At 71.1% G+C, this 26,091-nt stretch carries 20 protein-coding genes and 5 pseudogenes; 9 read left to right on the forward strand and 16 right to left on the reverse strand.

From position 1 onward, the window contains the following. Positions 1-216 precede the first annotated feature (216 nt). Together OG841_RS01235 and OG841_RS01240 are read right to left on the reverse strand one after the other, a co-directional pair. On the reverse strand, positions 217-669 hold the full coding sequence (locus tag OG841_RS01235; protein ID WP_365115790.1) for an Rv1733c family protein: 453 nt from the start codon (positions 667-669) through the stop codon (positions 217-219). Positions 670-829: 160 nt separating this feature from the next. Next, a complete protein-coding gene (locus tag OG841_RS01240) occupies positions 830-2,056 on the reverse strand; it encodes an amidohydrolase family protein (protein WP_371562661.1) in 1,227 nt (408 codons plus the stop codon). Positions 2,057-2,166: 110 nt separating this feature from the next. Here OG841_RS01240 and OG841_RS01245 point away from each other — a divergent pair, with 110 nt between their 5' ends. Continuing rightward, on the forward strand, positions 2,167-2,658 hold the full coding sequence (locus tag OG841_RS01245; protein WP_328643233.1) for a MarR family winged helix-turn-helix transcriptional regulator: 492 nt from the start codon (positions 2,167-2,169) through the stop codon (positions 2,656-2,658). 418 nt (positions 2,659-3,076) lie between these two features. Here OG841_RS01245 and OG841_RS01250 read toward each other — a convergent pair. Beyond that, positions 3,077-3,217 (reverse strand): annotated as a pseudogene (locus OG841_RS01250) (zinc-dependent alcohol dehydrogenase); the annotation flags it as partial. 478 nt (positions 3,218-3,695) lie between these two features. On the opposite strand from OG841_RS01250, the gene OG841_RS01255 reads away from it, so the two are divergent. Next, positions 3,696-4,388, forward strand: coding sequence for a response regulator transcription factor (locus OG841_RS01255; protein ID WP_328643232.1), 693 nt, complete (start codon positions 3,696-3,698; stop codon positions 4,386-4,388). 126 nt (positions 4,389-4,514) lie between these two features. Beyond that, positions 4,515-5,354 (forward strand): annotated as a pseudogene (locus tag OG841_RS01260) (type I glyceraldehyde-3-phosphate dehydrogenase); the annotation flags it as partial. A 10-nt stretch (positions 5,355-5,364) separates the two neighbouring features. Here the strand turns inward: OG841_RS01260 and OG841_RS01265 are convergent. Continuing rightward, the gene (locus OG841_RS01265; protein WP_328638283.1) at positions 5,365-6,603 is read right to left on the reverse strand and encodes an IS110 family transposase; all 1,239 of its coding nucleotides are present in this window, start codon (positions 6,601-6,603) and stop codon (positions 5,365-5,367) included. Positions 6,604-7,000: 397 nt separating this feature from the next. Here OG841_RS01265 and OG841_RS01270 point away from each other — a divergent pair. The 3 genes and pseudogenes from OG841_RS01270 to OG841_RS01280 all read left to right on the forward strand — a co-directional run. Continuing rightward, positions 7,001-7,201: pseudogene (locus tag OG841_RS01270) on the forward strand (type I glyceraldehyde-3-phosphate dehydrogenase); the annotation flags it as partial. Between the two features lie 218 nt (positions 7,202-7,419). Next, positions 7,420-10,089, forward strand: coding sequence for a bifunctional acetaldehyde-CoA/alcohol dehydrogenase (gene adhE, locus OG841_RS01275; RefSeq protein WP_371562668.1), 2,670 nt, complete (start codon positions 7,420-7,422; stop codon positions 10,087-10,089). A gap of 171 nt (positions 10,090-10,260) precedes the next feature. Continuing rightward, positions 10,261-10,926 carry a DUF4389 domain-containing protein gene (locus tag OG841_RS01280; RefSeq protein ID WP_328643229.1) on the forward strand — a complete coding sequence of 222 codons (666 nt, stop codon included), beginning with the start codon at positions 10,261-10,263 and terminating at the stop codon, positions 10,924-10,926. A gap of 190 nt (positions 10,927-11,116) precedes the next feature. On the opposite strand, the gene pflA is transcribed toward OG841_RS01280, so the two are convergent. The 8 genes and pseudogenes from pflA to OG841_RS01320 all read right to left on the reverse strand — a co-directional run bounded on the left by pflA (position 11,117) and on the right by OG841_RS01320 (position 19,233). Further along, positions 11,117-11,863 carry a pyruvate formate-lyase-activating protein gene (gene pflA, locus OG841_RS01285; RefSeq protein WP_328643228.1) on the reverse strand — a complete coding sequence of 249 codons (747 nt, stop codon included), beginning with the start codon at positions 11,861-11,863 and terminating at the stop codon, positions 11,117-11,119. Then, positions 11,860-14,121, reverse strand: a complete 2,262-nt coding sequence (gene pflB / locus OG841_RS01290; protein WP_371562673.1) for a formate C-acetyltransferase — start codon at positions 14,119-14,121, stop codon at positions 11,860-11,862. Before pflB ends, pflA begins: the two co-directional genes overlap by 4 nt. A 197-nt stretch (positions 14,122-14,318) precedes the next feature. Then, a pseudogene (locus tag OG841_RS01295) lies at positions 14,319-14,679 on the reverse strand (hypothetical protein); the annotation flags it as partial. Positions 14,680-14,825: 146 nt separating this feature from the next. Continuing rightward, positions 14,826-15,656 carry a universal stress protein gene (locus tag OG841_RS01300; protein WP_328643226.1) on the reverse strand — a complete coding sequence of 277 codons (831 nt, stop codon included), beginning with the start codon at positions 15,654-15,656 and terminating at the stop codon, positions 14,826-14,828. Positions 15,657-15,809: 153 nt separating this feature from the next. Beyond that, positions 15,810-16,250 (reverse strand): pyridoxamine 5'-phosphate oxidase family protein, encoded by a 441-nt coding sequence (locus tag OG841_RS01305; RefSeq protein WP_328643225.1) that lies wholly within the window; start codon positions 16,248-16,250, stop codon positions 15,810-15,812. A 624-nt stretch (positions 16,251-16,874) separates the two neighbouring features. Continuing rightward, positions 16,875-17,798 (reverse strand): carbamate kinase, encoded by a 924-nt coding sequence (locus OG841_RS01310; RefSeq protein WP_365115800.1) that lies wholly within the window; start codon positions 17,796-17,798, stop codon positions 16,875-16,877. A gap of 165 nt (positions 17,799-17,963) precedes the next feature. After that, on the reverse strand, positions 17,964-18,872 hold the full coding sequence (locus OG841_RS01315; RefSeq protein WP_365115802.1) for a universal stress protein: 909 nt from the start codon (positions 18,870-18,872) through the stop codon (positions 17,964-17,966). 160 nt (positions 18,873-19,032) lie between these two features. After that, a complete protein-coding gene (locus OG841_RS01320; protein ID WP_328643222.1) occupies positions 19,033-19,233 on the reverse strand; it encodes a hypothetical protein in 201 nt (66 codons plus the stop codon). A 193-nt stretch (positions 19,234-19,426) separates the two neighbouring features. Here OG841_RS01320 and OG841_RS01325 point away from each other — a divergent pair, with 193 nt between their 5' ends. Together OG841_RS01325 and OG841_RS01330 are read left to right on the forward strand one after the other, a co-directional pair. Next, positions 19,427-19,891 (forward strand): Crp/Fnr family transcriptional regulator, encoded by a 465-nt coding sequence (locus OG841_RS01325; protein WP_328643221.1) that lies wholly within the window; start codon positions 19,427-19,429, stop codon positions 19,889-19,891. Between the two features lie 38 nt (positions 19,892-19,929). After that, positions 19,930-20,586 carry a CBS domain-containing protein gene (locus OG841_RS01330; protein WP_365115806.1) on the forward strand — a complete coding sequence of 219 codons (657 nt, stop codon included), beginning with the start codon at positions 19,930-19,932 and terminating at the stop codon, positions 20,584-20,586. Between the two features lie 380 nt (positions 20,587-20,966). On the opposite strand, the gene OG841_RS01335 is transcribed toward OG841_RS01330, so the two are convergent. The 3 genes from OG841_RS01335 to OG841_RS01345 are packed head-to-tail and all read right to left on the reverse strand — an operon-like array spanning position 20,967 to position 24,928. Continuing rightward, positions 20,967-21,464: a flavodoxin domain-containing protein gene (locus OG841_RS01335; RefSeq protein ID WP_328643219.1), complete on the reverse strand. Its 498-nt coding sequence runs from the start codon at positions 21,462-21,464 to the stop codon at positions 20,967-20,969. 16 nt (positions 21,465-21,480) lie between these two features. Continuing rightward, positions 21,481-22,212, reverse strand: coding sequence for a CBS domain-containing protein (locus OG841_RS01340; protein WP_328643218.1), 732 nt, complete (start codon positions 22,210-22,212; stop codon positions 21,481-21,483). Positions 22,213-22,225: 13 nt separating this feature from the next. Beyond that, positions 22,226-24,928, reverse strand: a complete 2,703-nt coding sequence (locus OG841_RS01345; RefSeq protein ID WP_371562683.1) for a bifunctional acetate--CoA ligase family protein/GNAT family N-acetyltransferase — start codon at positions 24,926-24,928, stop codon at positions 22,226-22,228. A 121-nt stretch (positions 24,929-25,049) separates the two neighbouring features. On the opposite strand from OG841_RS01345, the pseudogene OG841_RS01350 reads away from it, so the two are divergent. Continuing rightward, positions 25,050-25,160, forward strand: a pseudogene (locus tag OG841_RS01350) (polyphosphate kinase 2); the annotation flags it as partial. 14 nt (positions 25,161-25,174) lie between these two features. Here OG841_RS01350 and OG841_RS01355 read toward each other — a convergent pair. Further along, complete coding sequence (locus tag OG841_RS01355) at positions 25,175-26,071, reverse strand: universal stress protein (protein WP_328643216.1); 897 nt, start codon at positions 26,069-26,071, stop codon at positions 25,175-25,177. Positions 26,072-26,091: the final 20 nt, after the last annotated feature.

Raw genomic sequence — 26,091 nt, forward strand, 5'->3', positions numbered from 1 at the left:
CCGGCTGATCCCCGCCCGCATGCGAAGGACGGGCGGCTCCGGAGGTGTCGGTGCCGCGACGTCCGGGGCCGCCCGTCACCCGGCCGGTTCAGCTGGAGCAGCCCGGACGGACACGCGCGCCTGCGTGCACGCCCGGGCACCAAGGTTGCCCGGGCGTGCCGCGATGTTGGCCGACCGGGCGACGAAGAGGCGCGCCCGCTCACCCGGCCGGTGGTTTCACGCGTGCCGGTGGCCCCGGTGCGAGTTGAACGCGGCCCAGTCGCGGTCCCACCGCGCGCTGCGCCGCACTTCCAGCCGTACCAGGGCGACCCACCAGGCACCCAGCACCAGCACGCCCGCACCGGCCCCGGCTGCCGCCCCGAACGCGGCAGCCCGGGATCCGGCCTCAGCGGGGGTGGGCGGGGCGGGATGGATGCGGCCCGCGTCGTCGAGCCACACCGTGGCGGGAGAGCCCGCCCGGCTGCCCGCTGCCACCGACGCCGTGCCGGACCTGGAGGTGCCGCTGGGCGTGGTCCACCGCACGATCGCGCTGACCCGGTCGTCGGTCGCCAGGTCGGAGAACCGTACCGACGGCTGCGCGGGGGCGTCCCCGACAAGGTGCGCCGTGGTCCGATGCAGGCCTCGTCCCTCATCGAGAGCGGAGTGCTCAGCGACGGCAGCCGTCGCCACACCCAGCGCCGGTGGGACATGAAGACCTCTGTCGTGGCCGTTTCAGCTGATCGGACTCCCCACCGACGGGAAACGGGGGCTCACAAGAGTGCGGCAGTGGCCGCCGACGTGATGGTCGACGGCCACGGGAAAGGGGCGAGAAGGTGTGAGGGGGCGCCTGTCAGACCGCCAAGCGAGTCCCGCGGCGCCAGATGGCGCGGGTGTTGAGGGTGTCGGAGATGGTGGTGGTCGGGTCACCGTCGACGAGGATCAGGTCGGCCCGCAGGCCCTCGGCGATGCGTCCGCGGTCATCCAGGCTGAAGCGGCGGGCGGTGGTGGCGGTGGCTGTGCGCAGGGCCTGGGCGGGGGTGAGGCCGGCGCGGACCAGGTATTGCAGTTCGTGGTGGACGCTGGCGCCATGGGCGAGTCCGCCCAGAAAGGGCAGAGGAAACGAAACGTCGGTGCCCGCGAGCAGGTCCACACCCGCGTCGCTGAGTGCCTTGACGGTGGCCAGGACGTCTTCGATCTTGCCCTGTGGGTAGTGGCCGAAGCTGGAGCGCAGCGCCTTGTCCCAGTCGGCGTCAAGGCGTGCGGCGACGCGCGGGTCGTCGGCGAGCTCGCTGCCGGTGATGCCCATCATGGAGGCGTTCAGAACCACGCAGGGCACGACGAAGACCCCTGCGTCCTTGATCAGATTGATGGTTTCGTCGGTATGGGGTTGGTCCATGAAGAGGTGGGCGAGACCGTCGATACCGGCCTCGATGGCCATGCGGGTGGCGTCCACGGTCAGAGTGTGGGCGATGGTGAGCATGCCGCGCCGCTTGGCCTCGGCCACCCCGGCGTTCAAGGTGGCCTGGTCGAGCATCGGCAGGCCCGGATGCCCCTCGACACTGCCGTCGTCGACCATGAACTTGATGTAGTCCGAGCCGCGGTCTATCAGCTGCGGGATGAACGCGACCGCTTCCTCGGGGGTGGTGGAGAACGGCATGAGCGGGGGCGCTCCGGTGGGCTCGGCGCCTGCGGGCGGGCCGGGGCGGAAGCCTTCGGGGAACAGCTCGCTGGGGTGGCCGCCCGGCGGGGTGATGCCGAAACCGGAGGAGCGCACGTCGGCGACGGTGTCATCGCCGCTGATGTGCGCGCGGTTGTCCGCCGTGTTGGTGCCCTGCATCTCCAGCTCGGTGGTCACCCCGAACCGCAGCGCCAGCGCCAGTGCGTCCCGGCCGGTGTGGACGTGGGCATCGATCAGGCCCGGCAGCAGCGTGGCCCCGCTGCCGTCGACGATCTCCGCCCCTTCGGGGACGTCGCCGCCTATGCGGGCGATCCGCCCGGAGTCGACGAGCACAGTGAGGGCACCTCGGGTCTTCTCACCGTCGAAGACCCGGGCACCGGTGATAGCGGTCACGGACATGGCTTGCCTCAATCCTGGAGTACGGCCCCCTTCTCAATATATACCTAGTGCTATGGATATGCCGACAGGGATACGTATGCATCTCGACCAGAGCTCTCTAGAATGACCGCATGAGCAGCTCCCCGCCGGACCCAGGAACCGACAGAACCCTTCTCGACCTGGTCGGACCTGCACTGTCACGGCTGCGGCGGCGTACCTCCGGCGGACGCGGAGATCTCACCCGCAACCTTGTCCTGAACGTGGTCGCGGACGCACCCGGAGAGATGACGGTCGGCGGAATCGCCGCCGAGATGGGCGTCACCCAGCCCGTCGCCAGCCGCACCATCGCCGCCTGCATCGCTGACGGGCTGATGCGGCGGACCGCATCCCAAGCGGACGGACGGCGCACCGTTGTGGAACTCACGGACGCCGGCGAGGCCGAGCGCCATCGCTTCGCCTCCGAACAACGCGAGACCTTCGAGCACATCACCGCGGCATGGGATCCGACCGACCGCACCCAATTCGCCCAATTCCTGATCCGCTACAGCCAGGACGCCAGCGCCTGGTCCACCCGCCAACACCGCCATGGCAGGGACAGCGCGAACACCCGCTCGGAAGACTGAAACAAGGTGACACACACGGAGGCGGCTTGGACCCCGGCCCGCTTCTCGGGGAGCCCTCCCAGAGCCGGCCCGGCACGCCGTTGTCGTCCCGACGGCCCCTCCGCCCCTGTCACACCCGCCGATGACAGAAGCCGTCGGCCCTGTCCGAGAAGAGCGTTCGACCTCCGCCTCGCCGCCCTCCGCCGGGGCTGGAGCCCCCGAGGTGAAGTTGCTGCCGGCCCCGCACGGACACGGCCTGTTGGCCACCGTCCGCGGTGACCGGTCCGCTCGCCGCGGACGATCCGCCCTGAGAGTGCTGCCGGGGCCGGGTCTTCCCGCGGGCGCTGAACCCGGCCGGCGGCTCGTGGGAGCGGGTCACATCTCGAAGACGATGCGGGCCTTGATCTGTCCGTCGAGGACTTCGGCGATGGAGTCGTTGACGGTGTGCGGGGGCCGGGTCTCGGCACAGCCCGGACGCCTCCACGCGGATGCGGACCTGGCGGCCGGGGCCGGGCTCCGGATCCGGCCGTTCCTCGATCACCAGCGGCTGGCCGAAGGACCGGACGACTGCTGCCTTCATCACATGCTCCTCAAGGGCCGACTGTGCGGTGCGGTGCGAATGCGGCGTCGACTCCGTCCCCGCATGGACGGCAGGTCCTGGACGTCCTCGGCGAGCGGGCCGATCGGCCCCGAGCACCTCGGAGACGGCCCTCTTGAGCCGGGCAGAGCACGCCGACGCGGGCTGCATCCTGCGGATCCGACCCCATCGAGCACGGCAGCGCGGGCCGGGAACGCGGGACAGCGCACGACGTCGCCGACCACCACACCGCGCCCCAGCCTCCCGGCGGTCGGTGCGACGTCGGAGGCGTGCCCCGGGCCGACCACGCGCACGACCGTGGCACGGTCCCCGGAAGGCGGGAGGGGGAGGTCAGTAGGGCCGACCGGCCCTGGCCCTTTGGCCCCGGATCGCGCAGGATCTGCCATAGGCAAGGACCGGTTACACCCTGTGGGCGACAGCCCGGCGCAGGATTCGGACAGCGCAGAACAAGGAGCATCCCATGGCGGACGGCGCGCAGCCCAGCCCCGACAACCCGATCCGGGTCTTCCTGCTGGATGACCACGAGGTGGTACGGCGCGGGGTGCACGACCTGCTGAACGACGAGCCGGACATCACCGTCGTCGGCGAGGCCGCCACTGTCGAGCAGGCCCTGATCCGCGTGCCCGCGCTGCGCCCGCAGGTGGCGGTGCTCGACGTCCGCCTGCCCGACGGCGACGGCGTGACCGTGTGCCGGGAGCTGCGCTCGCAGATGCCGGAGCTGGCCTGCCTGATGCTGACCTCGTTCGACGACGAGGAAGCCCTGCTGGACTCGATCATGGCGGGGGCGTCCGGCTACGTACTGAAACAGATCAAGGGCTCGGACCTCGTCTCGGCCGTCCGCACGGTCGCCGCCGGCCAGTCCCTGCTCGACCCCAGCGCCACCGCCAAACTGATGGCCCGGCTGCGCCAGGGCCAGGAGCCGGAACCCGAGCCCGACGCCCTCCCCGGTCTGACGGACCGGGAGCGGGAGATCCTGGCCCTGATCGGTGAGGGACTGACCAACCGCCAGATCGGCCAGCAGCTCTTCCTCGCGGAGAAGACGGTGAAGAACCACATCAGCCGGCTGCTGGCCAAGCTCGGCGTGGAGCGGCGCATCCAGGCCGCGGTCATCGCCACCCAGGCCCAGGACCGGGCCAAGCACCAAGGGCGCTGAAGCCGCGCGGCGAGCCGGTGGGCCGAACGTCCCCCGGCTCGCCCCCGTCCGGCCCAAGCACGATCCCGTCCCCGGCCAGCAGGCTGGCAGCGACACGGAAGCGGATCGATCGGGAGGACGACGGACATGAGCGTGCGCGTGGGAATCAACGGCTTCGGCCGCATCGGGCGCAACTACCTGCGGCTCGTGCTGGAGCGCGCCGAGACAGCGGCCGGCACTCCGGTCGAGGTGGTGGCGGTCAACGACCTCACCTCACCGGCGGCGCTCGCCCATCTGCTGGAGTACGACTCGACGTACGGCAGGCTGCACCGCACCGTCGAGCACGACGACACCTCGATCACGGTCGACGGCCACCGCATCGCCGTGACCGCCGAACGCGACCCCGCCGCGCTGGACTGGGCCGGGCTCGGCGTGGACGTCGTCATCGAGTCCACCGGACGCTTCCGCAGCCGTGAGGACGCCGGGCTGCATCTGAAGGGCGGCGCCCGCAAGGTGCTGCTGTCCGTGCCGGGCAAGGGAGTTGACGCCACCATCGTCATGGGCGTCAACGAGGGCACCTACGCCCCGGACAGCGACCACGTCGTCTCGAACGCCTCATGCACCACCAACTGCGTGGCACCGATGGTGAAGGTCCTCGACGACGCGTTCGGCATCGACAAGGGCCTGATGACCACCATCCACGGCTACACCAACGACCAGGTCGTCCTGGACGGCCCGCACAAGGACCTGCGGCGTGGCCGCACCGCCGCGGTGAACATCATCCCGACCAGCACCGGAGCGGCCCGTGCCGTGGGCCTGGTCCTGCCGGAGCTGGCCGGCACCCTCGACGGCCTCGCGGTCCGCGTCCCCGTCGAGGACGGTTCCCTGACCGACCTGACCCTCGTACTCGACCGGGAGGTGACCGTCGACGAGATCAACGCCGCCTTCCGGGCGGCCGCCGACGGGCCGCTGAAAGACATCTCACGTGCCTAAGAAGTCAAGCCGCTACGGCCAGATCCGCCGAGGAGGAGGTGAAGGCATGCTGTTCGTCGAAGTGCTGCCGGGTCTGCAGGCAGTGGTAGAGCTGGCCGATCATGCGGTTGAACAGGTGCCGCTGGGCCTGGGCATGCCAGTCTCCGCGGTCGCGCCGTCGCCGGTAGTGGGCAGCTGCTCCGGGCGAGGCCGTGAGCGCGGCGAAGGCCCACTGATGGCCGGCGTTGGTCAGGCGGTTGTTCTTGATGTAGCGGCGTCCGACGAAGCGTTTCTTGCCCGAGGCACGGGTGATGGGGGCCGATCCTGCGTATGCCTTCAGTGCCCGGGCATCGGCGAACCGCGCGCGGTCGTCACCGATCTCGGCGAGCACCCGGGCGCCGAGCTGGATGCCCATGCCGGGGAAGCTGAGCAGGATTTCAGCGTCCGGGTGCCGACGAAAAGACGCCTCCACCGCCTCGGTGAGGTCCTCGACGGCCTTGCAGGCCGCATCCAACTGTGTGAGCAGCGCGAGCAGTTGTCGACCCATGGCCTCCTCGACGAGCGTGGGCTGGTGGGCCTGCTCGAACCGCAAGGCGGTCTTGAGGCGTTCGGCTTCGGCGTCGATGCCGCGGCTGCGGCCGGCCCGTTTGAGCGCGGCCCGCAGCTGCGGCAGGGTCATCCGGGCCGCCGTGCTCGGGGTCGGCGCCACGGCGAGCACCGCGCGGGCCTCGGGCCGGGTCAGGCCGCCTTGCTTGCCGAGGAAGGCGTCCAGGGCGACGGGGTAGTACTCGCGCAGCAGCGAGCGGATCTGGTTGGCGATCTGCTGGCGGGCCCAGACGGCGTCCTGCTGGGCGCGGGCCAGGACGGTGATGGCGCGGGCGAGGTCGCTGTCGTCGGGCAGTGGCCGGTGGGCGTGCATGTCGGTGCGCAGGATGTTGGCCAGGACCAGGGCGTCGCCGGGGTCGGACTTCTTGCGCGAGACGCCGTGACGGTCGCGGTAGCGGGCGGCGGCCAGCGGGTTGATGGCGAAGATCTTCCGCCGGCCGGTGCGCAGGACGGCCACGAGCAGGCCACTGGAGGTCTCGATGGCCACTGGTATCGGCGTCTCGGGGCTGTCGCCGTGCTCGGCGAGCAGGTCCAGCAGCAGCCGGTAGCCGGCGAGGTCGTCGCTGATGCGGCGCTTGGCCACCAGCTGGCCGTCTTGATCTACCAGGGCCACATCGTGGTGCGACTCGGCCCAGTCGATCCCGCAGAACACGCTCAAGCCGTTCCCCTCTCATCGTGCGTTTGCGCAGGTGACAAGCCTGTGCGGGCCACGCGGCGACCTAATCCCAGGACTCGACGGTCCGCCATCTCACCAGCCGTTCGCGACACCAGCGCACCGCGCGGGCCCCGGTCTCGATCAGAGCTCGAACGGCTCGCGGAGTACGCGGGGGTCACCGTGCGGAGGGCTTGCACCACGACGATCAACGTTCGGCACAGGCCGGTGGGTTTCGCAGCGGCCCGAAGACACCGGGCGCCACCGGTCTTTCAGAAGGTCTCAGAGGACCAGGAACCCAGAGGGGTCAGCCCGGTGCCCACGAGGCCGCCGCAAACCGCACCACATCAACAGTCCGGGCCGCCCCTGACGGAGCCAACCGGAACCGCTTACTCAAGGATTAGGAATCCTGCGGGTGTCCGACGCCCCGATCGTCTCCCGCGACGTCGTCGGTGACCCCGCCTCCTGCGTCTTCGACGCCCCGCTCACCCAGGCCCACGGGAACCTGGTCAAGGTGTTCGGCTGGTACGACAACGAGTGGGGCTACACCAACCGGCTCCTGGACCTCACCGAGTACGTCGTCGCCCGGCTCCCCCTGGGCTGACCGACGAGGCAGCGGTGCTCATGAGAAACGGCCAGATGGTCGCCCCGTCGCGCTGAATGGGTGCCGGTCGGAACCCCGGCGGGGACCTTCGGCGCCTGAGCGGCGGGGCCGCCAGGAGCGACATTGGTGAGGCGAGCGGTGCCGGTCCCCCACGTCACCGCTGCCGTACGAGCGCTGGAGCCCCGGCTCAGACCCACCGACCAAGGAGGCGCATTTCCATGGCCCGCAAGGACGACCGCAACCGGACCGCCGCCCCGCAGGACTCCCCGGGCGGACCCTCCGACAGCGAGATCGCCGTGGACCGGCTGGTCACCCACGCGCTGAAGGCACTCGCCGACTACGGGGCCCTCGACCAGGAACAGGTCGACCACATCGTCAAGAAGGCGTCGGTCGCCGCACTGGACCAGCACACCTCGCTGGCCCTGCTCGCGGTGGAGGAGACCGGCCGCGGCGTCTTCGAGGACAAGGCCGCGAAGAACATGTTCGCGTGCGAGCACGTCACGCACAGCATGGGGAGCATGAAGACCGTGGGCGTCATCGCCCGCGACGACATCGACGACATGATCGAGATCGCCGAACCGGTCGGCGTGCTGTGCGCGATCACCCCCGTCACCAACCCGACCTCCACCACGATCTTCAAGGCGCTGATGGCGCTGAAGACCCGCAACCCCGTGGTCTTCGCCTTCCACCCCTCCGCCCAGCGGTGCAGCGCCGAGGCCGCCCGCATCGTGCGCGACGCGGCCATCGCCGCCGGCGCCCCCGAGCACTGCGTCCAGTGGATCGACACGCCGTCGGTCGAGGCGACGCACACCCTCATGCACCACCCCGGTGTCTCGCTCATTCTCGCCACCGGCGGCAACGCCATGGTCAAGGCCGCCTACTCGGCCGGCAAGCCCGCCCTCGGCGTGGGCGCGGGCAACGTCCCGGCGTACGTCCACAAGAGCGCCAAGCTGCGCCGGGCCGTCAACGACCTCGTGCTGTCCAAGTCCTTCGACAACGGCATGATCTGCGCTTCCGAACAGGCCGTCATCCTCGACACGGAGGTCTACGACGCCGCGCTCGCCGAATTCCGCACGCTGCACGCCCACGTGGCGACCGCCGGGGAGAAGGAGAAGCTGGAGGCGTTCCTGTTCCCGGTGCGTGTGGCGGGCGCGGGCTGCGAACCCAAGGTCAACGCCGCGGCCGTCGGACAAAGTCCCCAGTGGATCGCCGAGCACGCCGGCTTCACCGTTCCCGAAAGCACCTCGCTCATCCTGGTCGAGGCCGAAGGGGTCGGCCCGGACGAGCCGCTGACCCGGGAGAAGCTCTGCCCTGTGCTCACCGTCCTGCGCGCCCGCTCCGAGAGCCACGGCTTCGATCTGGCCGCCGACATGGTCGCCTTCCACGGCCAGGGCCACAGCTCCGTCATCCACTGCGAGGATCCCGCGCTGGCGGAGGCGTACGGCAAGCGGATGAAGACCGTGCGCGTCATCGTCAACTCGCCCTCCTCGCAGGGCGCCATCGGCGGCGTGTACAACAGTCTTCTCCCCTCGCTGACCCTGGGCTGCGGCTCGTGGGGCAGCACCTCGGTGTCCAACAACGTCTCCGCCGCCCAGCTGCTGAACGTCAAGCGGGTCACCACCCGGCGCAACAACCTGCAGTGGTTCAAAGTCCCGCCGAAGATCTACTTCGAACCGCAGGCCATCCGCTACCTCGCCTCCATGCCCGACGTCCACCGCGTCACGATCGTCACCGACGCGACCATGACCCGCCTCGGCTTCGTCGACCGCATCGACCGCGTCCTCAAGCGCCGTCCCGAGCCCGTGACCCTGCAGATCATCGACAACGTCGAACCGGAACCCAGCATCGACTCCGTGCAGCACGGTGCCCGCCTCATGCGGGAATTCCGCCCGGACACGATCATCGCGCTGGGCGGCGGCTCCCCGATGGACGCCGCGAAGGTGATGTGGCTGCTCTACGAGCACCCGGACATCGACTTCGCCGACATGCGGCACAAGTTCTCCGACATCCGCAAGCGCGCCTTCCGCTTCCCGACGCTGGGCGCCCAGGCCCGCCTGGTCTGCGTGCCCACCACCTCCGGCACCGGCGCCGAGGTCACCCCCTTCGCGGTCATCTCCGACCCGGCCACCGGCAAGAAGTACCCGCTGGCCGACTACGCGCTCACCCCGAGCGTGGCCATCGTCGACCCGCTGCTGACCGCCGACCTGCCCACGGCCCTGGCCGCCGACAGCGGCTTCGACGCCCTCACCCACGCCATCGAGGCGTATGTGTCCGTCTACGCCAATGACTTCACCGACGGTCTCGCGCTGCACGCCATCCGGCTGGTCTTCGACCACCTCGAAGCGGCGGTGAACGACCGCGCGGGCTCGGCTCAGGCCCGGGAGAAGATGCACAACGCAGGCACCATCGCCGGCATGGCCTTCGGCAACGCCTTCCTCGGCATCGTGCACGCCATGTCCCACACGCTGGGCGCCACCTTCCACATCGCCCACGGCCGTACCAACGCCGTCCTGCTGCCGCACGTCATCCGCTACAACGGGTCCGTCCCCACCAAGCTCACGGGCTGGCCCAAGTACGAGAGCTACCGCGCCCCCGAACGCTTCCAGGACATCGCCCGCACCCTCGGCCTGCCCGCCGCCCACCCGCAGGAGGGCGTCGAGTCGCTGGCCGGGGCGGTGGAACGCCTGCGCGCCGCCGTGCGCATCGAGCCCACGTTCCAGTCCCTCGGCGCCGACGAGCGGACGTTTCTCGCCGCCCTGCCCCAGCAGGCCCTCAACGCCTACGAGGACCAGTGCGCGCCCGCCAACCCGCGCATGCCGATGCTCGACGACATGCAGGACATCATGCGGGCGGCCTACTTCGGACCGGCCGAGGCTACCGACGAGTAGGCCCGATCGGACGCCATCGGCATCCGCACCGGGCGGGTGCCGATCCGCCCGGTGCGGCCCCTTCCGGACGGGCAGGACGCCCTCACGTGGGCAATGCTCCCCGTCAGCTGCCACGCTGGTCATGGGCCCGACTCAGCGGCCGTCACTCCGGGCCCGGAGGAGTTGATCGCCATGACAACCCTGGCAGGAACACCAGAGCGCCCGGTCCGGGTGAGTGCGGTGCTGGATGCGCAGCTGTCCCGGTGGCTGTGGCTGGTGAAATGGGTCCTGGCCATCCCCCACTACGTGGTGCTGTGCTTCCTCTGGATCGCCTTCACCGTGGTGAGCGTGATCGCGTTCTTCGCCATCCTGTTCACCGAGCGCTACCCACGCCCCCTGTTCGACTTCAACGTCGGGGTCCTGCGCTGGAGCTGGCGCGTCGCCTACTACTCGTACGGCGCCCTCGGCACGGACCGCTACCCGCCCTTCAGCCTGGGCGAGGAACCCGGCTACCCGGCCCGGCTGGACATCGAGTACCCCGAACGCCTCTCCCGCGGCCTGGTGCTCGTGAAGTGGTGGCTGCTGGCCATCCCCCACTACATCGTCATCGGCTTCTTCCTCGGCGGCCGGCACCTCGGCTGGTGGGAGGGCGGGCTGATCAGCGTCCTGGTGGTGATCGCCGCCGTGGCCCTGGCCTTCACCGGGAAGTACCCCCGAGGCTTGTTCGATCTGATCCTCGGCCTCCACAGGTGGGTGCTGCGGGTCGCCGCCTACGTCGCCCTGATGACGGACTCGTATCCACCGTTCCGGCTCGACATGGGAGGCACGGAACCGCATGAACCGGAGGTGCTGCCGTGATCACCGGGATCGCTGGTGCCGGGGTGCTCGCAGGCAACAGTCGGTGGCCCGCCACAGCTTTGGCCCGGGCCGCACGTGGGCTCCTTGTACTGAGCATGAGCACATCCGGGCTCTGAGTCTCCCCGAGCCAAAACGACCCGGCGACGACCAGTCACCCGGACTGTCGCGACACGGTGAGCCACTCGGCGCGTCAGAAGGCCCGCAGGCCGTGTTCCCGGAACTGCTCGCGCACCCGTTCCGTCAGGTCCGGATCCGGCGTGGGTGTGTCGCGCAGCGGGAAGGGAAGGCCCAGCCCGTCGTACTTGTGGGCGCCGAGCTTGTGGAACGGCAGGACGTCCACCCGGTCGACGTTGCCCAGTCCGGCGAGGAACCCGCCGAGGCCGTCGACGGCCGCCGGATCGTCGGTCCAGCCGGGCACGAGGACGTAGCGAATCCACATCGGGACGCCGAGCCGGTCCAGGCGGGTGGCGAAGTCGAGGGTCGGGGAAAGGTCGCCGCCGGTCAGCCTCCGGTAGGTCCGGACGTCGAAGGACTTGATGTCCAGCAGGACCAGGTCGGTGTCGGCGAGGAGTTCGTCGGTGGCGCGGGCGCCGAGGAATCCGGAGGTGTCCAGGGCCGTGTGCAGACCGAGCTCCTTGCAGCGGCGGAAGACCAACGCCGTGAACGCGGGCTGCAGCAGGGCCTCGCCGCCGGTGAGTGTCACTCCCCCGCCGGCGGCGGTGATGAAGGGCCGGTACCTCTCGATCTCGGCCATCACCTCGTCGACGGTGGTCCGTTTCCCGTCGCGCATGTGCCAGGTGTCGGGGTTGGCGCAGTACAGGCAGCGCAGCGGGCAGCCGCTGAGGAACAGCACGAACCGGGTCCCGGGACCGTCCACTCCCGTGGACAAATCCCAGGAGTGGATCCGGCCCGTCACCGGTGTGACCGTGGTGCTCACAGCGAGCGGTGGAAGGTACGGCTGATCACGTCGAGCTGCTGCTCGCGGGTCAGGCGGACGAAGTTGACGGCGTAGCCGGAGACACGGATCGTCAGCTCCGGGTACTTCTCCGGGTGGGCCATGGCGTCCTCCAGCGTCGCTCTGTCCAGGACGTTGACGTTCATGTGGAAGCCGCCCGAGGCCGTGTAGGCGTCGAGGATGCCGACCAGGTGGCCCGGCCGCTCGTCGGGGTTGTGCCCCAGCCCCTCCGGGGTGATCGTCGTGGTCAGCGAGATGCCGTCGCGGGCCTCCTCGTACGGCAGCTTCGCCACCGACAGCGCGGACGCGGCCACTCCGTGCCGGTCGCGGCCGTTCATCGGGTTGGCGCCGGGCGCGAAGGGCTGTCCGGCACGCCGGCCGTCGGGGGTGTTGCCCGTGTGCTTGCCGTACACCACGTTCGAGGTGATCGTCAGCACCGACTGGGTATGCTCGGCGTTGCGGTAGGTGGGGTGCTTGCGCACCTTCGCCATGAAGGACTTCACGAGGCCGACGGCGATGGAGTCGACCCGGTCGTCGTTGTTGCCGTACGCCGGGAACCCGCCCTCGATCTCGTAGTCGACGGCCAGGCCCGTGTCGTCCCGGATCACCTTCACCCGGCCGTACTTGACGGCGGAGAGGCTGTCGGCGGCCACCGACAGTCCGGCGATCCCACAGGCCATGTAGCGGTACACCGGGTGGTTGTGCAGTGCCATCTCGATGCGCTCGTAGGCGTACTTGTCGTGCATGTAGTGGATGACGTTGAGGGTGTTGACGTACGTGGCCGCCAGCCAGTCCAGCATGCGGTCGTACGCGGCCGACAGCTCCCCGTACTCCAGGTACTCTCCGGCCGGCGCGGGCGCCTCGGGCGCGATCTGCTCGCCGGTCATCTCGTCCCGGCCGCCGTTGATCGCGTAGAGCAGTGCCTTGGCGAGGTTGACGCGGGCACCGAAGAACTGCATCTGCCGGCCCACCGTCATCGCCGAGACGCAGCAGGCGATCGCGGTGTCGTCGCCGGTGCGCGGGCGCATCAGGTCGTCGGACTCGTACTGCACGGCACTGGTGTCGATCGACACCCGGGCGCAGAACTCCTTGAACCCGGACGGCAGTTGGGGCGACCACAGCACGGTCAGGTTGGGTTCGGGTGCCGGGCCGAGGTTGTAGAGCGTCTGGAGGAAGCGGAAGGAGGTGCGGGTGACCAACGTGCGCCCGTCACCTCCCATGCCGCCGATGGACTCGGTCACCCAGGTCGGGTCGCCGGAGAAGAGCGCGTCGTACTCGGGCGTGCGCAGGAACCGTACGATCCGCAGCTTGATCACGAAGTCGTCGATCAGCTCCTGGGCGCGGGTCTCGTCGAGGGTCCCCTCGTCCAGGTCCCGCTGCAGGTAGACGTCCAGGAACGTGGAGGTGCGCCCCAGCGACATCGCCGCGCCGTTCTGCTCCTTCACCGCCGCCAGGAAGCCGAGGTAGAGCCACTGCACGGCCTCGTGTGCGGTGACGGCCGGGCGGGAGACGTCACAACCGTACGAGGCCGCCATCTCCGTCAGTTCGCCCAATGCCCGGATCTGCTCCGCCAGTTCCTCACGGTCGCGGATGACGTCCGGGCTGGAGACCCGCGCGTCCAGCAGGGCGCGCTCGGCCCGCTTGGACTCGATGAGCCGGTCGGTGCCGTACAGCGCGACGCGCCGGTAGTCGCCGATGATCCGGCCGCGGCCGTAGGCGTCCGGCAGGCCGGTGATGATCCCGGCCTTGCGGGCGGCGCGCATTTCGGGCGTGTAGGCGTCGAAGACACCGTCGTTGTGGGTCTTGCGGTAGGTGCCGAAGACGCGGGTGACGAAGGGGTCGGCCCGGTAGCCGTACGCCTTCAGACTGTTCTCGACCATCCGCAGCCCGCCGTTGGGCATGATGGCCCGCCGCAGCGGGGCATCGGTCTGGAGGCCGACGATCAGCTCGCTGCCGCGGTCGATGTAGCCCGGCCGGTGCGAGGTGATGGTGGACGGGTTGTCCGGGTCGACGTCGAGGACTCCCTTGCGCCGCTCCTCGGGGAACAGACGAGCGACCTTGTGCCAGACGGCCAGCGTGCGTTCGGTCGGACCGACCAGGAACGCCGAGTCGCCTTCGTACGGCGTGTAGTTGGCCTGGATGAAGTCGCGTACGTCGACGCGGTCGCGCCAGCGCAAGCCGGCGAAGCCTCGCCATGCCTCGGTTGCCGCCCGGGCTCCAGTGGTCACCGTTGCCGTCATCGCCGGTCTCTCCCTCGCTCTGCACGTGGAACTTCTTCGCTTTTGATGCTCGTCGCTCGCGATGCCTACGAGGAGGGCCTGTCGGCGTACCTGGGGCTCGCCATCGGTCCCTCGTCTGTTGGGCCGTTGGGCCGTTGGGCCCGGTCGGGCCCCGGCATCGCCCGGCTGCCGCAAACGAGCGACCGGGGCGCGCGGCCTCAGAGCAGGCAGCGGTTGCGGCTGACGAACGGCAGCCGCGCCCACGCCTTGCCCAGTCCCCAGGTGGCTCCGGCGCCCGCGACCGCCAGGGCGATCAGGACGATGGCGTAGATGAGGTGGTAGTCAGTCGGCGAACGGGTTGGTCGACATGCTCGCCGAGCCGTCGGACAGGTGCTTGGACGGCGGCCATTCGGCGATCCACATGAGCGCCACCATGGCGGTACCGGTGACCGCGGCGAGCCGCAGCGCGATGCCGGAGACGAGGGCGAGGCCGATGCCGAGCAGTCCGAGCAGTCCGTGCATGAACAGCCAGTCCGCCCAGGCGGCCCCGGACCAGTCGTGAAAGGTGGACTCCATCGGGCGATCTCCATCACCCGGAAGGGAGTTCGCGCATCAGGATCCTGCCATTGGCGTACGGGGTGGCGCCCAGGCGGCGGAGGCGGCTTCCCTCGGCGGATACCCGAAAGAGGCCGACCGGGCCGTCCGCCGTGCCGCTGTGCTTGTCTTCAGGCCGTCGGCACCAGCACCACAGGGCAGTGGGAGTGGTGCAAAAGGACATGACCGACCGGGCCGAGTGGTGGACCGGGCAGGCCCGCACGCCGGTGCGTGCCGATGACCACGACGCCGGCCTCGCGGGTAGCCGCCAGCAGGGCGTGGGCCGGGCCGGTGCGGACCGTGCGGCTGTCGACCTCGACCCCGGGGTACTCCTCCCGCAGCCGGGCGATACCGAAGCACGGCACGGCTTCTTCCGCACGGTCGCTTTGGGCCTGGCGTTGCCGGCCAGGACTCGTCGCGGCCACCGGCGAGGCCAGTTCCGGTGTGGCGTGCCGGTGTGTCGCGCAGTGCACGACACGCAGCCGGGCCCCACGCCGGGACGCCTCCTGGAAGGCGTAAGCAGCAGCGGCCTCATCGGCGCCGCTCTCCAGGCCGAGCAGCACCTCGCGCCCCTCGTCGCGAGGGTGATCCCCGCGGGCGACCAGCAGCGGACCGTGCACGTGCGCGACCAGGCGCCGGCTCACGGAGCCGGCCAGCAGGCCGGAGACACCGCCGAACCCCCGGGTGCCCACGACGGTGAGGGCCGCGCCCCCGCTTTCCCGTGCCAGCTCCCGCACGGCGCCGCCCTCCACGGCCCTGGCCTCCACCGGCAGACCGGGATGACGCTCGTGGACTCGCGAGGCGGCCGATGCCAGGACCGGCCCCGCCTCGTCCCGGTCGGCCACGGCGTACACGATGCGCAACGCGGCGCCGCGGCGCACCGCCTCCTCGGCGGCCCGGTCCAAGGCCCGTACGGCGACCAGTGAACCGTCCACTCCAACAACCACATGACGCTCAGGCATTGTCCTGTTCCCTTCTGCTCCAAGGAGATGCTCGTCGTCCGCGGACACGGCGGGCAGAGGCCGACGGAACCCGGCGGAGCACCGTACGGCCTCACCTCGCGGGGCCGTACGGCCCCGGCCGACGACAAACAACAGGAAGAAGGAGGAGGACCTTCAGGCGGGGAGATCCACCCCGTACAGGGTCCGTCCACCGACGAGCTCCCGTCCGGTGACCAGTTCGGGCTCGATGCGGACGAGGACCGCCTGCGGCGCGGCCACCCAGGAGACCGGGCCGGTGCGGGCCAGGCGTTCACGCTCGGCCGGGTCGGTCACCACTGTGGCCGTGCCCGTGACGACGACGCTCCAGCCGGAGTGGCGAGCCGCATCGACGTCGTCGGCCTCGAAGGCGACCACCGCGCCGTCGATCGCGCGGACCAGGTCCGAGGCTGCGGAGGTACGCAGGAGGATCGCGTCGTCGCCGTCCAGGGTGAAGTTGACCGGCAGCACGGCGGGCAAGGCGCGGCGCGTGTAGACGATGCGGCCGATGGGCGCCTTGGCCATCAGCCGCAGGCACTCCTGCCGCCCGAGTTCGCGGTAACCGTCATTGGGGTCCATCAGCCAGCCCGTCTCTCACCTGCTACAGCGGCATTGCGTTGTTCCACCCTGCGCCGGAGCAGGCCCGAGGATGAGGGGCCATGGGTCCCGGCCGAGACGGAGAACGGCCCGCGCAAACCACGGTCGAAGGGCCGCACGGCTGGTCTGTCCGCAGTCTTCGGGAATGCTCGGCACCTTCGCTACGCCTGGCGCGCCCGGCAGGAGCAGTCGGGTGGGGCAGATCGGCCCTACCCGCGCCGTACCGTGCGGCCCCAGGTCCGCGCCTCACCACACGGAACGCACCGCCGGTGAAACCACCGTCGTGGAGCTGCGCGGAGCGCCGACTCCCACGGAAGCGGCCGTCGAAGCCGGCGCCCTGGCCACCGCAGCCGCGCACACCTTCGCCGGCCTCGCCTCCGGCGGGAGCCCTCGCGCGGTGGAGACCGGACCGGCGGCGCATCGATCAGTCGGAAACTCAGACAGGCCGTCCGAGCACACGGGCGCTTCCGCCTCCCCAGGTCCGCCTCCGCCGCGATGTGCGCCACCGCGCCCCGATCGCTGTGAAGTCGGGGGAAGAACCGTTCCGGCGCCCCGCCCCTTCGCGCCGGGCCACACGGCCGTCGGGCTCGAAGCGTCTGGCGGCTCTCAGCCGACGGTCAGGTCGGAGCGAACGAGGGTCCCGGACCGCCCGTGGACGATCTCGTACGCGGCGTCGAGGGCACCAATAGCGGCCAGACCGCCTGTGCGTTCGACGAACCGGGCGGCGGCCTCCGTCTTGGGGCCCATCGAGTCCTCGGGGAAGCCGCCGCGCCGCAGATCGTCGGGGGTGACGTCGAGGACGGGCTGCTGGTGCCCGGTGCCGTAGTCGGCGTAGACGTTCGGCACGTCGGTGAGGATCAGCAGGAAGTCGGCCTTGAGTTCCTCGGCGAGCAGGGCGGCCGTGAGGTCCTTGTCCACGACCGCCTCGACACCGGTCAGCGCGCCGGTGTCGTGGTCGGCGGTGACGGGAACGCCCCCGCCGCCGGCGCAGATGACCAGCACGCCGCAGGTGAGCAGGTCATGGATGGTCTCGGCCTCCACGATCCCCTCGGGCGCAGGTGAGGCGACGACCTGACGCCACCCGGTGGCGTCCTTGGCGAGGTGCCAGCCGCGCCTTCGCGCGAGAGAGTGGGCGACGTCCCGGGGATACACGGGGCCCACGCGCTTCGTGGGCCGCGCGAACGCCGGATCGTCGCCCCGTACCAGGGTGTGGGTGACGAGTGCGGCGATCTTGCGTCCGGGAAGCGTGTCGTGCAGGGCCCGGACCAGCAGCGAGCCGATCAGGCCCTCGGCCTGGGCGCCGAGCAGGTCGAGCGGGAAGGGGGCGGTCAGGACCGGGTCGGCCGCGCTCTCCATGGCGAGCAGGCCGATCTGCGGCTCGTTGCCATGAGTGATGACGATCTCGTGTTCGAGGGCGAGGGCGGCGACGGCGGTGGTCACCCGGTCGACGTTCGCCTGCTGTACGGCCGCGTCGGGGCGATCACCCCGGCGCAGCAGGGCGTTGCCGCCGAGGGCGATGACGATACGCACGGTTCAGTCCTCCAGTGTGACGACCAGCACGGCCTTGATGGTGTGCAACCCGTTGTCGGTGAACTCCTGCCCGTCGAGGTCGCAGGTGTCGAGCGTGTCGAGCAGGTACCGGTCGGGGCGGTGCGGTGGTCGGGCGGCGCCGATCGGAGCACCGTGGGAACCGGGTCAGGCGTGCGGTACGACGGCGACGGGGCAGCCGACGTGGTGCAGTGCCGCGTGCGTCACGGGACCGATGTGCGTGCCGAGGTGACCGTCCCGGATGCGGCGCCCCACGACGACGAGGGAAGCACCGGACGACGCGCGCACCAGCGCGGCGGCCGCCCTGCCTTCGGAGACGGTCTCGGTCACGGAGATCTCGGGGAACTTCTCGCACCACGGACGCAGCGTCGCGACGACGGCGCGTTCCTGTGCCGCCAGTAGCTCCGGCCCCGCCCCCGTCACCGCGGGCAGGTCGGCTCCGTCGGCCGACGGAACGCTGAAGGCGTGGAGCACACGCAGTGCGGCGCCGTAGCGCCCGGCGACCTCGAAGGCGAACTCGATCAGCTCGTCGCAGGGGCGCCGGGTGTCCAGCCCCAGGACGACATCGCGGTACGGGGTTCCGGGAATCTCCTCCGGCGAGACACCGTCGGACGCCGGAAGGTGTTCGTCGGCGGCGGCCTCGCCCGCCCGGACGAGCACCACGGGGCGCACCGACCTGGCCACGACCCGCTGGGACACGGATCCGACCAGGAAGCCCGCGACACCGCCGAGCCCGCGGGAGCCCAGCACCAGCGGCTCCGTCTCCTCGGGCGCGGCGAGCAGGGCGTCGACTGCGGAGCCGGACACCAACTGCTCGACGATCCGCAGCCCTGGGTGTGCGGCCCGGACGCTGCCGGCCGCTCCGTCCAGGGTCTGCTGGGCCCACCCGCGCTGGCTCGTGCCCAGGGGTACGGAGGCGGCCGGGCGGGGATGCCAGGTCCACGCGTGCACCAGCCTCAACGCGGCTCCGCGACGCAGGGCTTCCCGGGCCGCCCAGTGTGCGGCCGCGAGGCTCTCGGTGGAACCGTCGACTCCTGCGGTGACGTGCTGAAGCATGCTGTCTGCCTCCTCCGTTTGAGCCTGTCTGCTCTTCTGGGTCGAGCGTTGTCCAGGAACGGCCTTGTGAGCAGGGGCCGTCCAGGCCCTGCACGGACCCTTTCGGCCCCACTCCAGCCCGGGTTCCCGGCGCGAGGGCTCCGCTCCGCACTTCTGTGGCTCAGTGCCGGACCAGGCTCCGGACGGGTCGGCGGGATGCCTCGGTCATCCGCGTGGCCGTCGACCGGGTCCGGGTGCGGCGCCGCTGTGCCCGGAGCGCCAGCGCGTCGAGCGCGGCGCTGAGCACGAAGGTGATCGCCATGGAGATCACCAGGAGGACGGCGAACAGCCTCCAGAACTCCGGGGTCAGTGACGTACCCACAAGGAGCACCCCCTTCCAACAGGTTGTCTCTCGTCTTCATCGAACCGCCCGGACCGTTTCCGGCCCAGGGGTCCAAGGGCTCTCGCTGGGTACCGGGCGGCCCGGCGATGGGGCCGCGTGGCCCATGGCTCGGACGCAGGCACGGGATCACGCTGGACATGGCAGGTTCGTACGCCCTGAGTGGAGGCACGTCATGAACGCTCCCGCCTCGGCCGGCATGCTGCAGGCACTGCCCGCCCAGCACCGTCATCGGTTGATGCGTTTCGCCCGGGAGGTGTCGTTCCCGCAGGGCGCCCGCCTCTTCGAGGAAGGCGGCAGGGCGGATCGGTTCTGGATCATCCGTACGGGCACCGTCGCCCTGGACATGCACGTGCCCGGCCGCCGCGCGGCCGTCATCGAGACCCTCGACCACAACCAACTCCTCGGCTGGTCCTGGCTGTTCGCCCCGCACAGCTGGCATCTGGGTGCCGAGGCGACCAGCCCGGTGCGCGCCTACGAGTTCGACGCCACCGCGGTCCGCTCGATGTGCCGGGACGACCCCGCGCTCGGCGCGAGCGTCGCCCAGTGGGTGGGGGACGTCCTCGCCCACCGCCTGCGCTCGTCCCGCACCCGGCTGCTGGACCTGTACGCCCCCTACGGCAGCGGCAGCCTCCTGTGAACGCGCCGCATCGAAGTGACAGCGCCGAAGGAGGCGTCATGCACGGCAGCCCGCACATCGTCAGCGACGTCATGACCCAGACCGTCGCCGCCATCGGCCGGGGCGCCTCCTTCAAGGAGATCGTGCGGATGATGCACGACTGGAAGGTCAGCGCCCTGCCCGTCCTGGAGGGCGAGGGCCGCGTCGTCGGGGTGGTGTCCGAGGCCGACCTGCTGCCCAAGGAGGAGTTCCGCGACAGCGACCCCGACCGGTACACCCAGCTGCGCCGCCTGTCCGACCTCGCGAAGGCCGGCGCGGTGACCGCGGGAGAGCTGATGACCTCGCCGGCCCTCACCGTCCACGCGAACGCGACGCTCGCTCAGGCCGCACGGACCATGGCGCACGCGAAGGTCAAGAGGCTGCCGGTCGTCGACGACCTGGGCATGCTGCAGGGCGTCGTCAGCCGCGCCGACCTGCTGAAGGTGTTCCTCCGCGAGGACGAGGACATCGCGGAGGAGGTCCGTCGCGAGGTGGTGTCGTACCTCTTCCCCACGCCTGCGTCCTCCGCAGGCGTCTCGGTACGGGACGGTGTCGTGACCCTCAGCGGCCGGATCCGGGATGCGTCCCTGGTGCCCGTGGCAGCACGGCTGATCCGGGCGGTCGAGGGGGTCGTGGACGTGGAGTTCGACGTCTCCGAGCACGGCCGTTCACGGTGAGGCGTCCTCGCTACGACGTGACGGGACAGGGGCCGACTCAGAGAACAGCATCGCGGCGCGGTGCTGACGGCGTCGCGCACGTCCTCACCCAGCGCGCACACCGTACGGCGCCCCCGCTCCCTCCATCGATCCGTCGGCATCCAGGCGGAACGCGGCCGATTGGGCCGCGCACGAGCCACGGCTGCGCGGTCTTCCGCTTCGCATCGTCGCCGGCCCACCGCACGACGTGAGCGAGCGGCTCGTTCGCCTTCGCCAGTGCCCGGATCCGAGGCTCACGCCTGCATGGTGTCCACGCCTGGTCGCATCGCGCCGGCGCCGCTCCACTCAGGCCCCGGTGCCGGGCACCGGGGCCTGAGTGGAGCGGATGATTCCGGCCCGCCCTATGGGGGCGTCAGCTCGTCGGCGACATGTGCCGCCCACGTCTCGATCGCGGTGAAGTCGCGGAAGTCCCCGCCCTTTCCATTGCGGAGGATCATCCGTGCGACCCAACCCTTCGCGCCCTCCTCCAGGCACCCCCCGAAGGTGACGTGATCCCTGGCGTCGAGCTCGACCATGGCCTTCTTCACTCCGGGCACGGGCGGGATCTCCCGTTCCGAGGCCGAGGCGTCGAGCGGGCCGCTGCTGAACAGCCACAGCGGGCGTTCGGCCAAGTCGTGGCGGTGCCGGCGGAGGAACCGGCGCGCGTCCTTCTGCCAGCGCCCGGCGTACAGTCCGCCGCCGACCACCACCGCGTCGTACGCCGTCACAGTCGGGACGGCCTGGGCCGGAAGGGCCTCGACCGTCAGCCCGCTCTTGCGCAGGACGTCGGCTATGGTTTCGGCGATCTGCGCGGTCGATCCGTTCGTGGTTCCGTAGGTGACCAACACGGTGCCGGTCATGGCGGTACGCCTCCTCTCACATCTTGCGCAGCCAGTCGTCGGCCACGCCGTGCAGCGCCTGCTCCTGGGGGTGCAGGCGCGCGTCGTCCAGTCGGTAGGTGAGCTTGTCGACCACGCCGACCACGCCGTCGATCCGCGCGATCATCGACAGGGCGATCACCGTCTCGCTCTTGCGTTCCATGTGGCCGGTGAGCGTGACGACGCCCTGCACAACGGACACGTCGATGCTGCGGGGCGGAAGCCACAGGGTGCGTCCCAGTACGTCCTCGATCACCTCGTCGCGGATGTCCCCGTCAGGCCGGAGGAACACCTGGAGCAGGTCACGGCGGGTGACGATGCCGACCAGCCGGTCCGCCTCGTCGAGCACCGGCAGACGTTCCACCTGATGCCGGGCCATGGTGCGGGCGGCCTCGACGACGGTGTCGTCGGCGTGGGCGGTGACGGGCGGCTCGGACATGAGCCGGCCGGCGGTGCGGGCGTGCGCCTTCGCTGCCTGCCGCCGGGCAGTGCGTGTCAGCCCGGAGAACGCGAGGCGACGATGCGGTTCGTGCGGTCCAGGGGTGGCCGCCTGGCGCGCCACCAGGTCCGTTTCGGAGATGACGCCGATGACCTTGTCTTCGTCGTCGACCACCGGCAGCCCGCTGATCCGGTGGGCCGCGAGCAGCCTGGCGACCTCCTTCAACGGAGTGCCGTATGTGGCGCGGACGACCTCCGTGGTCATCACGGAGCCGACCTTGTTGTGCCTCATGTCCGTTCCTTCCTCAGCGGAGCCGGCGCAGATAGGGGTCCTGGGACCTGCACGGCACCAGGCGGATCCGTGCGTCCAGCACGGTGACACCGCCCGGTGTCGCGAGGACCGGGTTGAAGTCGGTCTCGGCGAGCTGTGGCAGGTCCGCCGCCATGCGGGACAACCGCAGCAGCAACTGCTCCAGCTCCCCGAGGTCGACGGCGCCGCTGCCGTGCGCGCCGAAGAGAAGCGGGGCGCAGCGCGGGGAGGTGATCAGGTCGTGCACGTCGTGGTCGGTGAGCGGGGCGAGCCGGGCGGCGTGGTCGGCGAGTACCTCGGTGGCCGTACCGCCGAGGCCGAACAGCACGAGCGGGCCGAAGACCTCGTCCTGGACGACGCCGGCGAACAGCTCGGTGCCGCGGGCGGCGAGCGGCTGCAGCACGACACCGGTCGTCTGCCCGGCGAAGCGGGTCTCCAAGTCCCGGTAGGCTGCGCGGACTTGGGAGTCGCCGCGCAGATCGAGGTGGACGGCGCGCTGCTGGCTCTTGTGCACCAGGCCGGGCCAGTGGGCCTTCATGACCACCCGGCCGTCGAAGCCGCGCAGCCGGTCCGCGGCCAGGACCGCGTCGTCCTCGGTCTCGGCCCAGGCCCACGGGATCTGCGGGATGCCGTAGCAGGACAGGAGGTCGGCGCAGGTGCGCGGGTCCAGCCAGCCGCCGTCGGGGTGCGCGGCGAGGTAGGTCTCGACGACGGTGCGGGCTCGTTCCGTCTCGACGCCGTCGAGGTCGGGCACGGTCCCGGCGGGGCGGGCGAGCCAGGCCGCGCGGTGAGCTGCGTGGGCCAACGCCCGTGCCGCCGCCTGGGGTTCGGCGTACGACGGGATGGTGCCGTCTTCCGCGGCGGGCAACAGCTCGACGGGCAGGCCCTGTTCGAGCCGTACCGCGACGATCGGCTTCGTCCTTCGGCCGGGGGCGCGGGTGAGGGCCCGGACGAGGTCGTCGCCGGTCGCCGCGGCGACGGCCGTGGGGACCAGGGCCACGAGGACGGCGTCGACGCCGCCGTACCGCATCATCCGCTCCAGACAGTCGGTGAGCTGTTCCTCCGTGACGGCGGCGGTGGCGTCGACCGGGTTGCCCACCGCAGCGCCGTCCGGCAGTGCGGCGAGCAGGTCGTCGATCAGTTCCGGTGTGGGAGCTGGGAGCGACAGACCGGCTTCGGCGCAGGCGTCGGCCGCGAGGACACCGGCGCCGCCCGCGTTGGTGATGATCGCCACGCGGCTGCCCGCCGGCAGGGGCTGTGAGTGCAACAGCGCGGCGGTCTCCAGGAGTTCGCCGATCGACCGGGTGGCGGTGATGCCGGCCTGGGTGAAGAGCGCGCCGCGGGTCATGGTGCTGGTGGCGGCGGCTGCCGTGTGCGAGGCGGCGGCGCGGCGGCCCGCGTCGGTACGCCCGGCGTCGATGGTCAGCAGTGGCATGCGGCGGGTCACGCGCCGAGCGGTACGGGAGAAGGCGCGCGGGTTCCCGAAGGACTCCAGGTGCAGCAGGGCCAGACCGGTGCGGCCGTCGCTCTCCCACCACTGGAGCATGTCGTTGCCGCTGACGTCGAACTTGTCGCCCAGGGAGGCGAAGGAGGAGACGCCGATGCCCAGCCGGGACAGCCCGTCCAGCAGGGCGATGCCGACACCTCCGGACTGCACCGCGACGCCCGCGGTGCCGGGGCGCGGGTGTCCGGCGGCGAACGTGGCATCCAGGCTCAGCTGCGGGTCGGCGTTGGAAATACCGAGGCAGTTCGGGCCGACGAGGCGCATGCCGTACGAACGGCAGGCCGCCAGCAGTGCCTGCGCCTGGTCGGCGTGGAGGCCCGCGGTGACGACGAGGAGGGCGCGTACGCCCGCCTTCCCGCACTCCTCGGCGGTCTCCGGGATCGCGTCGGCGGGTACGGCGAGCACAGCGAGGTCAGGCGTTCTGGGCAGGGCGCTGACCGACGGGTAGGACGGCACGCCGAGAATCGCGTGCGCGGCGGGGTTCACCGCGAACAGGCGTCCGGTGTAGCCGCCCGCGTGCAGCTGGTGCAGGATCGCCCGGCCCACCGAACCCGGCTTGCGCCCGGCGCCTATGACGGCGACCGCCTTCGGCCGCAGCAGCGGTTCCAGGCTGGCGACGTCGGCGGCCCGGCCGCGTTCCTCCACGGCCGTGAGGTAGCTGTCGCTCTGGTCGAGGGCGATGGTGCAGCGCACCTCCGGGCCCTCGAAGCGGCGGGTGGTGCGCAGACCGAGGTCGGCGAAGAGCTTGAGCACCGCGTGATTCTCACTGAGCGCGTCGGCCGTGAAGGCCCTGATGCCCTCCGCACGGGCGGCCGAGACGAGGTGCTCGACGAGCAGGGTGCCGACGCCCCGGTGATGCAGCCCGTCGGCGACGGCGATGGACACTTCAGCCGCGTCCTTCTCGTCCCCGGTGTCCCCGGCTTCGTACTCGGCGAGGCCGACCACCCGGCCCTGCGTCTCGGCCAGCAGCGCCCGGTAGCCGCTGCGGGCCGGAGCACAGGCCCGGTCGGCGGCCAGGTGGGCGGACCGGTGGCTCACGGCGAAGAACCTCAGGCGCAGGTTCTCCGGCGACATCTCCTCGTACAGCCCCTCCAACTGGTCGTGGTCGCCCGCCACCACGGAACGGATGCACACGGTGGTGCCGTCCGCGAGCAGGGCGTGGACGGGGGGTCGGTCGGTCACATCGTGCGACATCGCGGGGCTCCTCCAAGCTCTTGTCATGTCGAGCATCCGGCGGATCGGGGGGTGGTCGCATGGGCTGTCCGGGGGCGACGTGAGGGCCGATAGGCCCCACATGTCGCCGGTCACGTAGCGCGAGATGCCGCCGCCGGTCCTCGAACCGCCGGCCAGGCCGTCAACGACCGGCTACGAGCGCCCGCCGCGCGATCTGCTGACCTACGTCCTCGTTCACGCGGCGAGTCTGTGAGCCTGTCACCGTCGTCACGCCGGCTGCGGTACGACGGCGACGGGGCAGGCGGAGTGGTGCAGCGCCGCGTGGGCGACCCGGCCGAGCTGGAGCCCGAAATGCCCCTCGCGGCGCCGGGCACCGACGACCAGCAGGTCGGCCTCGTGCGAGGCGGCCAGGAGCACCCGGCGGGCATGACCCTCGACGGTACGCCGGCGCACATCGATGTCCGCCGGGACATCCCGCAACGCCGCTTCCAGTTCCTCGGCCGCCCGCTCCTCGTGCAGGCGGGCGGGTTCGCCGGACATGAGCGGGTGGTCGGTGGACTCCTGCGCGGGGCACCGCCACGCGCGCACGGCCTCCAGGGGCACCCCGCGCCGCCGTGCCTCCTCGACGGCGAACCTGACGGCTTCCGACTCCTTCACGTCCTCGCCGACGCCCACGACGACGCGGCGGCGCACCGGGGGCGTCGCCCGGTTGTCGTGGCTGCCGCGCAGCACGATCACCGGACAGTCGGCATGGGCGGCAACGGCCAGGCTGACGGAGCCGAGCAGCATCTCGGCGATGCCGCTGCGGCCACGGGTGCCCACGACCAGCGCCGAGGCGTGCCGCCCCTCGCGCACCAGGGCGTATTCCGGCTCCTCGAACACCACGTCCGCGGTCACCCTCAGGTCAGGATGCCGGACACGTGCCCGCTCGGCGGCGGCGCCGGCAATGTCCTGGGCCAACGGCAGCGCGGTCGGCTTGCCGATGTCCCGGGCGAGTGCGGCACCCTCGTACCGCTCCCACAGGCAGGCGTACACCAGCCGCAGTGGCACCCCGCGCAGCACGGCTTCGTCCGCCGCCCAGTCGACGGCCCGCAGGCTCGGCTCGGAACCGTCCACGCCCACGACCAGGGGCCCGCCGAGGGCTCGTTCCACCGCTGCGTTCATGATCTTCACTCCTTCAAGGG

Origin of the sequence: Streptomyces canus (assembly GCF_041435015.1) — a bacterium.
GTDB classification, from domain to species: domain Bacteria; phylum Actinomycetota; class Actinomycetes; order Streptomycetales; family Streptomycetaceae; genus Streptomyces; species Streptomyces canus_G.